Origin of the sequence: Psychrobacter sp. NPDC078929 (genome assembly GCF_050267985.1) — a bacterium.
Classification (GTDB): domain Bacteria; phylum Pseudomonadota; class Gammaproteobacteria; order Pseudomonadales; family Moraxellaceae; genus Psychrobacter.
Genome location: NZ_JBNNFX010000036.1, coordinates 1 through 9,459, shown reverse-complemented (window position 1 = coordinate 9,459; position 9,459 = coordinate 1). Strand labels below are relative to the sequence as shown.

Annotated in this window: 10 protein-coding genes; 6 read left to right on the top strand and 4 right to left on the bottom strand. The window is 43.3% G+C overall.

All coding sequences use genetic code 11. The features are described from left to right. Both ACQKCG_RS13450 and ACQKCG_RS13445 read left to right on the top strand, forming a co-directional pair. Nucleotides 1–372 (top strand): transposase (locus ACQKCG_RS13450; protein ID WP_427585475.1); only part of this gene is annotated, 372 nt, incomplete at its 5' end. 118 nt (nucleotides 373–490) lie between these two features. After that, complete coding sequence (locus ACQKCG_RS13445; protein WP_068037304.1) at nucleotides 491–925, top strand: COG4315 family predicted lipoprotein; 435 nt, start codon at nucleotides 491–493, stop codon at nucleotides 923–925. Nucleotides 926–1,029: 104 nt separating this feature from the next. On the opposite strand, the gene ACQKCG_RS13440 is transcribed toward ACQKCG_RS13445, so the two are convergent. Together ACQKCG_RS13440 and ACQKCG_RS13435 are read right to left on the bottom strand one after the other, a co-directional pair. Beyond that, the gene (locus tag ACQKCG_RS13440; protein ID WP_157822716.1) at nucleotides 1,030–1,857 is read right to left on the bottom strand and encodes a GNAT family N-acetyltransferase; all 828 of its coding nucleotides are present in this window, start codon (nucleotides 1,855–1,857) and stop codon (nucleotides 1,030–1,032) included. 314 nt (nucleotides 1,858–2,171) lie between these two features. Then, entirely contained in the window at nucleotides 2,172–3,104 is a 933-nt protein-coding gene (locus tag ACQKCG_RS13435) for a LysR substrate-binding domain-containing protein (protein WP_068037308.1), read from the bottom strand. Nucleotides 3,105–3,330: 226 nt separating this feature from the next. Here ACQKCG_RS13435 and ACQKCG_RS13430 point away from each other — a divergent pair, with 226 nt between their 5' ends. Continuing rightward, nucleotides 3,331–4,413, top strand: coding sequence for a YeiH family protein (locus ACQKCG_RS13430; protein ID WP_068037311.1), 1,083 nt, complete (start codon nucleotides 3,331–3,333; stop codon nucleotides 4,411–4,413). Between the two features lie 55 nt (nucleotides 4,414–4,468). Here ACQKCG_RS13430 and ACQKCG_RS13425 read toward each other — a convergent pair whose 3' ends face one another. After that, the gene (locus tag ACQKCG_RS13425) at nucleotides 4,469–5,350 is read right to left on the bottom strand and encodes an IS982 family transposase (protein WP_068037314.1); all 882 of its coding nucleotides are present in this window, start codon (nucleotides 5,348–5,350) and stop codon (nucleotides 4,469–4,471) included. 146 nt (nucleotides 5,351–5,496) lie between these two features. Between ACQKCG_RS13425 and ACQKCG_RS13420 the strand changes: the two genes are divergently transcribed. The 3 genes from ACQKCG_RS13420 to ACQKCG_RS13410 all read left to right on the top strand — a co-directional run bounded on the left by ACQKCG_RS13420 (nucleotide 5,497) and on the right by ACQKCG_RS13410 (nucleotide 8,164). Further along, on the top strand, nucleotides 5,497–6,114 hold the full coding sequence (locus ACQKCG_RS13420) for a DUF411 domain-containing protein (protein WP_068037317.1): 618 nt from the start codon (nucleotides 5,497–5,499) through the stop codon (nucleotides 6,112–6,114). A 144-nt stretch (nucleotides 6,115–6,258) separates the two neighbouring features. Continuing rightward, nucleotides 6,259–7,140 (top strand): IS982 family transposase, encoded by an 882-nt coding sequence (locus ACQKCG_RS13415; RefSeq protein WP_102078858.1) that lies wholly within the window; start codon nucleotides 6,259–6,261, stop codon nucleotides 7,138–7,140. Between the two features lie 259 nt (nucleotides 7,141–7,399). Beyond that, entirely contained in the window at nucleotides 7,400–8,164 is a 765-nt protein-coding gene (locus tag ACQKCG_RS13410; RefSeq protein ID WP_227522957.1) for a sulfite exporter TauE/SafE family protein, read from the top strand. Nucleotides 8,165–8,629: 465 nt separating this feature from the next. Here the strand turns inward: ACQKCG_RS13410 and ACQKCG_RS13405 are convergent. Next, a partial coding sequence (locus tag ACQKCG_RS13405; protein ID WP_427585474.1) for a tetratricopeptide repeat protein occupies nucleotides 8,630–9,459 on the bottom strand: 830 nt, incomplete at its 5' end.

Sequence of the window (9,459 nt, the reverse complement as noted above, 5' to 3'; positions counted from 1 at the left end):
TACGGTGCTGATACGCTTGAGATGGCAGAGGCCAACCTTGAGCACTTTGATGAAGTATGGGGCAAAGAGTACCCGCATGTCATCAAGTCTTGGCGTAATAACTGGGAGGGCTTAACGGTGTTCTTTGAGTACCCTAAAGACATCAGAAAAGTCATTTATACCACCAATGCGATAGAGTCGCTAAATAGTGTCATTCGAACAGCGGTGAATAAGCGTAAGGTGTTTCCCTCTGATCAAGCCGCCTTCAAGGTGGTCTATTTGGCAACTCAACAGGCATCGTCAAGGTGGTCGATGCCGATTCGTAACTGGACGGCGGCTCTTAATCGCTTTATAATTATGTTTGATGATCGTATCAGTAAGCATTTAATCTAAATGGCAGTTACACAGAATCTGGGATGGGCTCTTGCTGGTATCATTAATTTCGAGCTAAACCTATGACTTTTGCAAGAGGTCTACTGACTAATCATTTTCTAAGAATAAGGAAGTTACTATGAAGCGTATTATGATGTTATCTGCACTAAGTGGTGTTTTAGCGCTTACAGGCTGCTCGACAATGGATAAAGTATTTGGCACTAATATGTCAGGAATGAATGATAACCAGATGGTTAGTAGCAGCGCCGTACCAGTGACTAGTAGAAACGGTATGCTGGTTGATTCTACTAATTACATGACGCTATATACCTTTGACAAAGACACTGCCAATAAGTCGAACTGTACAGGTGATTGTTTAGCGGCTTGGCCAGCACTTACCGCCCCTAACAATGCCAAAAGCGTCGGTCAGTTCTCGACTTTTCAGCGTGATGACGGTACTTATCAGTGGGCTGCCAATAACATGCCGTTATACTTCTTTGTAAAAGACACTAAAGCTGGAGATGCAAACGGCGATAATGTAAAAGGCGTTTGGCATATTGTTCCAACTCAATAAAGCCCAATATATTGTAGAGACAAAAAACAGCAGCTATAACTAGTTATAGCTGGTGTTTTTTTATAGTGATACTGTCTGCAATAATACTTTTTAATACTACCTTATTAAGCAGGTCTGTTCGCCTCATCTTCAGAAGCAAGTGCTGCCTTTTTCCTATATAAAGGAAAGAAGTCAGAATTCAAATCTTCCTCGCTCAGACCAACCTTGGCTACCAATTCGGCATATTTCTCTGGGTTGACAATGAGTCTATAGGTTTTAAAATCAAACTCCTCAGAGGGGGAGCTAAAGCCTTTTTTATATTTGTATAGTGAGTCGAGGCTAGCACCAAGGCCACCGCCAAGGTGAAGTAATTTATAGTTATTTTCCCGCCCCCAGTCTCTTGCCACATGAGTAATCAGTTTAGCAGGCTGCAGTTTTCTATAATCGTCGAGCGTTCCTCCTAAATGATACTGCATAATCCCTGACTCCTCACAGGCAGTGTATAAAGAAGAAGCAATAGGCTTATCTTCTTGATAAGCCGTTATCAACAGCAATCTGCCTTGTAGGTTTTTAGACAAATTATAGTAATAATTGTCATCAAAAAAATAATAATCAGTGGCACCAACATTCGCCATCGTCTCTTCATAAATCTTTGAAAAGATTTTAGCGTTTTCTTCGTCCAACGCTTCAACCTTAGTAGTCACATCCATTTTCATTGCTTTTTTGATGCCACGGCGGTGCTGATTTTGAGTTTCTTGCCAGTATTCTTCTTCAGATTTAGTCAAATCAGAGGCTACTGTTAAGCCATGCTTTATTATTTTGCCAATAGCTGGGGGGCGCTCTCGTTCTTTGTTAATGATGGGATGCAGGCGCATAAACAAAGAGACACAGCCTTCTTCATAAAGAAAATCCTGAAGGCCTTTCAACATAATATCCAGCTCATCAGTGGTCACAGTGTCGTCAACCAGCGGACCGCCATACCCATAAGTAGAAGTGGCATCCCAGTACTTAGCGTCAATCTCTCTTATCATTAAAGGCAAATATATTTTTTTATTATTATAACCCCAGTTCGGGATAAGTGATTCATTAAGCTGCTGATAGTATTGATATTTTCTATTACTCTTGAAGACCAGCTAAGTCTTTGAAGACAGGCTTCTCTATAAACTACTGTCAAAAGCATGACTTTATAAGGTCAGATAATAATTATACAAATAGTATCAACAACTTAAGCACTGGCTTATCCCGAACTGGGGTTTTACTACTAAAATCAATCTTCTGTCAAAATATCAATAAAACTCTGCCAAATGGGGCTTTGATGACGCGCTTTATGCCACACCAGCCACCACGTGCGCGCTAAATCAATACCTGCTACTTTCACCTGCACCAGCTCTGCTTTATCCAATTCTGCTTGAATGACATACTGCGATAAGCAGCCAAGCCCAATATCGGCGCTGACCATATGCTTAATGGCTTCTGACTGCTGAATTGCCATGACAATCTCGGCATGCGGTAGATGCTGCAATAACTGCTCATCGATAATCTGCCGCGTCCCCGAACCCGCCTCTCGTACCAGTAATGGCAGCCTTGCCAATCGTTCAGCGCTGAGCTCATAGCATTTTTCTTTATGGTTATAGTCCATGTTTGCCAGCCATTTACTATGAGATTTAGCAAATACCATCAAGGTATCGGTCCGCCAAGCGCGCTGCTCAATGACTTTCATATCTGTCGGGCGCGGCATACCTTCTACAAGCGCAATATCGATATTTAATTGCTCAACCTCGCCGACCACTTCTTGGGTATTGGCAATATACATATCGATATGGGCATCGGGTAGCGCTTCGTACAATTTGGCAAGCAGCGGTGGCAATACATAATTACCGATAGTCGTGCTAGCACCAATATGAATCTGCCCTGCTTGATGCTTATGATAATGCTCAAGCGTTAAAGCTTGTCCCAAAATCGCTTGTGCCTGTATATAGATAGGATGGGCGTTTGGATGCTGATTGAGCCTGCGCCCGACGCGCTCAAATAGCGGCATTTGTAACCGCGCCTCCAGCTCAGTGAGTGCACTGCTGACCGCTGATTGCGATAAATGCAGCTCTTCACTGGCACGGCTGGTACTGCCAGTTTGATAAATACTGACAAACACTGATAATTGCTTGAGGGTAATCTTTGGTAATACCTGCATGGCTTTTTTCATAATTTCTCTGACACCCTATCTTATTGATACAACCTAAAAACCACCTGTTATTTTAAAAACCCTTTATTATCTAAAAAACCATCTTTTTAGCCCAAAGACTTTTATTAACCTAAAAAATCGATAGTTTTTATCTAATTAATCTGTTTTTATTATAGATTGGTCTGCCTTATAATGTCTATTCATAAGCTTATGCTTATTTCGATTATGGACAATAGGACACTTCGTCATGCACGCCTTAACTAAAACAGTGACCAACTACTTCCCAACCAATCGCCATTTCGCAGGTTTGATAGTGGTGTTTGTCGGTAGCTTATTTTGCTTATGGCTAAATACGAGCTTGGATGTCTGGAGTCACGGGCGCATTATAGGCTTGTCTTCGTTAACGCTAGCGATTTTGATCGGTATGATATTGGGCAATACCGTTTATTCTAGTTTCGCTGAGCAGCTACATGTGGGCGTGACATTTGCCAAAGGTCAAATACTGCGTCTCGCCATCATGTTTTATGGCTTTAAGCTGACCCTAACGCAAGTATCAAGTGTCGGACTGTCTGCGGTGATGAGCGATGCGTTGGTATTGACCTCGACTTTTTTAATCACTTATTGGTTAGGTACAAAATGGCTCAAAGTCGATAAACAAACGACGTTATTGATTGGTGCAGGCGCGAGTATTTGCGGGGCAGCAGCTGTTATCGCCGCAGAGCCAGTGATCAAGGCCGAAGCGCACAAAGTCACTATCGCTGTGGCTACGGTCGTGGTCTTTGGCACCATTGCGATGCTGCTTTATCCGTTTTTATACCATCTTGGTTGGTTGCAACCTTGGCTAAATGCTCAGCAGTACGGGATTTATACGGGTGCCACCATTCATGAAGTGGCGCAAGTCGTCGTCGCTGGTAACGCAGTCAGTCCCGAAGTGGGTGACACAGCGGTTGTCACCAAGATGATACGCGTGATGATGCTCGCGCCGTTCTTATTGGTTTTATCTTTTGCGTTGACCAAAGGCAGTAACGATCAAGGTAACAAACCCTCTGTAATGAGCCGCATTCAACAAGTCAAAGTGCCTTGGTTTGCCTTCATATTCATTGCCATCGTCTTACTGCACACTTGGGTGCCGATGACCGCAAGCTTTGAGCGTAGTATGGTGATACTAGACGATGTGCTGCTCACCATGGCAATGTTTGCGCTGGGTCTAACCACGCATTTGGGCGCTATCAAACAAGCTGGCGTTAAACCCCTTATCTTAGGTGCGATTATGTTTGCTTGGTTAATCGTTGGTGGCGGCTTGATCAATATTGGCATCGCTTCACTGTAAAAAAGCTATTTAACCCCAGTTCGGGATAAGCCACATTGTAACTCATTGATACTATTTACAATGTTGCTACCTGTCCCTGCTGAGGCATATTTTTGATGGTGGGTTTATAGGGAAACCAGCAATAAGCAATTAAACCTGACAGCAAGTTTGTGATAAACCCCGTGACACTACGATGGCGTGAGTGTTCGATTTGGCACAAGTTTTTAAGCTCCCCAAACACCGTTTCAACCAAAGAGCGATGATTGAGTAGTGCCTCATCCATAGGCTCAAGTAATTGGGGTTTCATATTACGCCGAAGTTTGGTTATCAACGTGGTATCACTGTGTTTTGTGAGCCACTCGTTTAGGGCTTTACTGATATAGCCTCTATCCCCAAACACCTTGCCAAACACAGGCGTTGCCATATCCTTAACAGGCGCTCTATCATCGGTATTACCCTCAGTGACTTTGACGGATACCAGCTCACCTTTATGATTGATAATGGCGTGTAGCTTAAAGCCATAGAACCAGCCCATGCTGCTTTTGCCTCGGGTTGCAAGTCCTTCAAAGACTTTATGACGGTAGATACGTTTGTTATGACAAACTGCTATCTTGGTTGAATCAATATAGCTGATACCCGTACAGTCGCCCATCATGCTTTGCAAGTAGGCACATAGTGGCATGATACTGCGCGGCACAAGCTTTATAAATCGCGAGTAGCTCGGCAGATTTGGAAACTCCCGTTTCATCATGCCAAGCATGTGATGGTAGTAAAACGCCTTAAACTGTCGATAACGTAATTGATGAAACAGTACCAAGATGGTCATAATCTCTGCTACACTTATCTGGCATGCTCTTAGCCGTTGACGGCCCGTTGCGATTAAATGAGCGTCAAACTCAGGTTTGAATTGCTGATAAAAGTCGTCAATATGGCAGTATAGTTCGGTTAGGTTGTCCATGTAAGAAGTCCTTGTTGTGAAGTTTGTCTTGGTAAACTCACTTTAGCAATTTTGGGCTTCTTTTTTTATCTTTTTTTGAGCGCTTATCCCGAATTGGGGTTAAATATCAAATGCAACAATAAACAATAAATGACGAGAGGGTATGTATGAAACCTGATAACCATAACTTAACTTTTAAGCAGCATAAATTGTTTGGTGCGCTTATCCTACTGACAGTGACATCGTCGTTATTTGCTTGTAGCGAAACCAATACCACTGCTGCAACCACAGCGACTGTAGAGACGGCAACAGACAGCCAGAATTCAAAAGTCCAAACGCCTAAAACGGTGACTCCGAGCGCTAGCAGTAACAGTGATGCGCTGAGAAACGTCTCTGCGACGGTTTATAAAGATGCCAATTGTGGCTGCTGTAAAGAGTGGATTAGCCATGCCGAAGATCATGGTATGACCGCTGAGGGGCAAGATGTTGCCGACTTAGCGGTATTTAAACAGCGCTACGGCGTCCCTAATAATATGCGCTCTTGTCACACCACGGTCACGAGTGATGGTTATGTGTTTGAAGGCCATGTACCCGCTAAGCATGTTGCAGAGTTTTTAGCAAACCCGCCAAGCGACGCCATTGGCCTTGCTGTACCGGGTATGCCTATGGGGAGTCCTGGTATGGAATATAACAATCAGTTCGACCCTTATCAAATCATGCAAATAAATAAAGATGGTAGCACAGCGGTATATGCTGAGGTTGATAGCGCCAATGCCCAGTTATAGCTGAAAAGGATGATTTTTACTGTCCATCGCTAACTTATTAATAACCCCAGTTCGGGATAAGCGCTCAAAAAAAAGATAAAAAAAGAAGTCCGAAGTTGCTAAAGTAAGTTTACCAAGACCACTTAAGCAAAAAGGACTTCTTACATGGACAACCTAACCGAACTATACTGCCATATTGACGACTTTTATCAGCAATTCAAACCTGAGTTTGACGCTCATTTAATCGCAACGGGACACCAAAGGTTAAGAGCATGCAAGATAAGTGTAGCAGAGATGATGACCATCTTGGTACTGTTTCATCAACTGCGGTATCGACAGTTTAAGGCGTTTTACTACCATCACATGCTTGGCATGATGAAACGGGCGTTTCCAAATCTGCCGAGCTACTCGCGATTTATAGAGCTTGTGCCGCGCAGTATCATGCCACTGTGCAGCTACTTGCAAAGCATGATGGGCGACTGTACGGGTATCAGCTATATTGATTCAACCAAGATAGCAGTTTGTCATAACAAACGTATCTACCGTCATAAAGTCTTTGAGAGTATGGCGCAAAGAGGTAAAGGTAGTATGGGCTGGTTCTATGGCTTTAAGCTACACGCCATTATCAATCATAAGGGCGAGCTTGTATCTGTTAAAGTCACTGCAGGTAATACGGATGACAGAGTGCCTGTTAAGGATATGGCAACGTCTTTATTTGGAAAACTATTTGGTGATAGAGGCTACATCAGTAAAGCACTGAACGAGTGGCTCACAAAACACAGTGATACTAGGCTGATAACGAAACTTCGGCGTCATATGAAACCCCAATTACTCAAGCCGATGGATGAGGCACTACTCAATCATCGCTCTTTGGTTGAAACGGTGTTTGGAGAGCTTAAAAACTTGTGCCAAATCGAACACTCACGCCATCGTAGTGTGACGGGGTTTAGCACAAACTTGCTGTCGGGTTTGATTGCTTATTGCTGGTTTCCCTATAAACCCACCATCAAAAACATGCCTCAGCAGGGACGGGTAGCAACATTGTAAATAGTATCAATGAGTTACAATGTGGCTTATCCCGAACTGGGGTTATGATAGCTATCAGCTTTGGATGTACTAGCTTTGCCCCTGACCCATTCTCTACGTAGAACGCAGCAAGTTTATGACCATGATCAGTAGCAAACTGTATGAGCTCATTTTTGGCACGCTTGGCATCTTGCTCTTCAGGTAACGTTTTATGGTGACTTTAGATAGGATATAGCTCTAAAACAATCTCGTTCCCTTCTGTTAATGTTGGAGCTTAACCGTGCTCGATATTTTACAAGCAATTCCTAATTGGCATCTTGCAGGGCTGTTTTTGGCGGGTATGATTGCTTTTGTGATTTCCACCATATCAGGAGGTGGCGGTGCACTTTTACTCATACCTGTCACCTCTGCGCTGATAGGGATCTCGGCTGCGCCACCCGTGATTAATTTAGGTAATTTCATTAGTCGCCCTTCACGTCTTTATTTATTTTGGCATCATATCGACTGGTCGCTAATAAAGTATTATGCGCCAAGCGCTATCGTTGGTGCGTGGTTAGCTGCATTATTATTTAGCCGTCTTGATGGGAGCTGGATTCAGTTATTAGTGGGTGCATTTTTGATATCTACCGTCTTGCAGTATCGTTTTGGCAAAGTAGAAAAATCTTTTAATATGCCTAAACTGGGGTTTGTGCCTTTAGGTTTTATTACGGCGTTCATTAGCACACTCGTCGGCGGTTTGGGTCCTGTGCTCAATCCTTTCTATATGAATACGGGATTACAAAAAGAAGATTTAATCGCTACTAAAACAGCTAATTCATTCTTTGTAGGATTGGCTCAGATTGGTAGTTATACTTTTTTTGGCGTATTGACTGCCAATCTTTGGATTTATGGCTTTGCTTTAGGGCTTGGTGCTGTGGTTGGCAACATCATTGGTAAGCGCTTTTTAGCAGGTATGAATATCAAGCAGTTTAGAGTGATGCTGATCCTATTAATGGTCATTAGTGGCGTAGTGATGATTGTCCAAAACGTCATGATTCTGTTTTAAATTAAACCAAAGTTATCTGACAGTGAATATATTCATTATCACTGCTAGAGCTAACAATACTGATGTAAAAACAAGCTACGCGGACCATAGCTGAAACGCGGGATACTCAGATAGGGATAGATAACTAAGAATTCATTCGAGGCATGGTTGCCTGTGCGGTACTAATTCTAAATAGTGAGCAGCAAGCAAACCTTTGCCACCGTATTTACTCATGGTCCCACTGTTAAAAAGTCTTTAGAAGAGTTATCAAACTATATACCTCTTCTGCGTGAAGCTGAAAATGAGCTGTCTGTTATGTTTAATCAAGACTTTCTATAGTCATCCGTCCAATTATTTCACTAGCAAAACACCATAGCCGTTTTTTACTTCTTTACTAATAGGTTATACAGCTATTGATAGCGCCACTTTCAAAAGCTGTCCTACATACGGTTCTAGTATTATGAAACTTACTGTAATAATTATTTATTAGGGGATCTGTTGATTGATTTCAATATTAACCTGAGTCTGTTCAGCGCTAACCACTACTGGGTTACCTGATAGATCACCCGACTCTGCGGACGCAGTCCCACTATGGCTAACACGAGCAACGACTGCTAACTTAATTTTGTCGCTACGGGCGGATTGTAACGTGCGCTCTGGCATCATCGCATCAAGATCGCTTAAACGGATACTGGCTTTACCCTGCTTGATGACACTAATCGGTAAACGTTTAGCTGCAAATGGCGGACCACCTTTAACATCACGTATCGCCACAAACAACACATCATCAGCTTTAACAAGTGGCAGCAAGGCAGCATCAACAGAGACGGTAACTTCAATACCTTGCGAGGCTTGCTGTTCTTGCGCGACGATATTGGCACTTAGCTCATCAAGGCTCGCTAACGCTTTACTATGATCGCCAGGCTTGGCAGCAATACTCTCGCGTAAACGCTTAATCCAACCTTGCGCTTCTGCAAAGTTACTACCACGTGCCTCACCCATTGCCATGAGCATCTGCGCACCTTCATGCTGTGGATTTTTGGCAAGGACATCTTGTAAGACACGGCGGCTACTGGCATCAAGCTGACCTTTATTGGCAAAAAAGCTAATCTGCGCATAAGTGGTCGCAATCTCTTCATTGTCAGGCGCCAAGCGATACGCACGTGATAAGGCTTCTAGTGCCGAATCAGTGGCCTCTAACGATAAAAATAGCTCAGACAGACGCATCCAGCGATCAGGATCATCGGCATGACGATAAACGTTGGTCTGCATCGCGCTGATAAGCTGCTGGCCGTTTTCGATTGCCCATACAGGTG

Excerpts from the sequence above, each read along its gene's own strand:
- ACQKCG_RS13445 (WP_068037304.1), top strand. The coding sequence starts at position 491 with ATGAAGCGTATTATGATGTTATCTGCACTAAGTGGTGTTTTAGCGCTT.
- ACQKCG_RS13435 (WP_068037308.1), bottom strand. The coding sequence starts at position 3,104 with ATGAAAAAAGCCATGCAGGTATTACCAAAGATTACCCTCAAGCAATTA.
- ACQKCG_RS13430 (WP_068037311.1), top strand. The coding sequence starts at position 3,331 with ATGCACGCCTTAACTAAAACAGTGACCAACTACTTCCCAACCAATCGC.
- ACQKCG_RS13425 (WP_068037314.1), bottom strand. The coding sequence starts at position 5,350 with ATGGACAACCTAACCGAACTATACTGCCATATTGACGACTTTTATCAG.
- ACQKCG_RS13420 (WP_068037317.1), top strand. The coding sequence starts at position 5,497 with ATGAAACCTGATAACCATAACTTAACTTTTAAGCAGCATAAATTGTTT.
- ACQKCG_RS13415 (WP_102078858.1), top strand. The coding sequence starts at position 6,259 with ATGGACAACCTAACCGAACTATACTGCCATATTGACGACTTTTATCAG.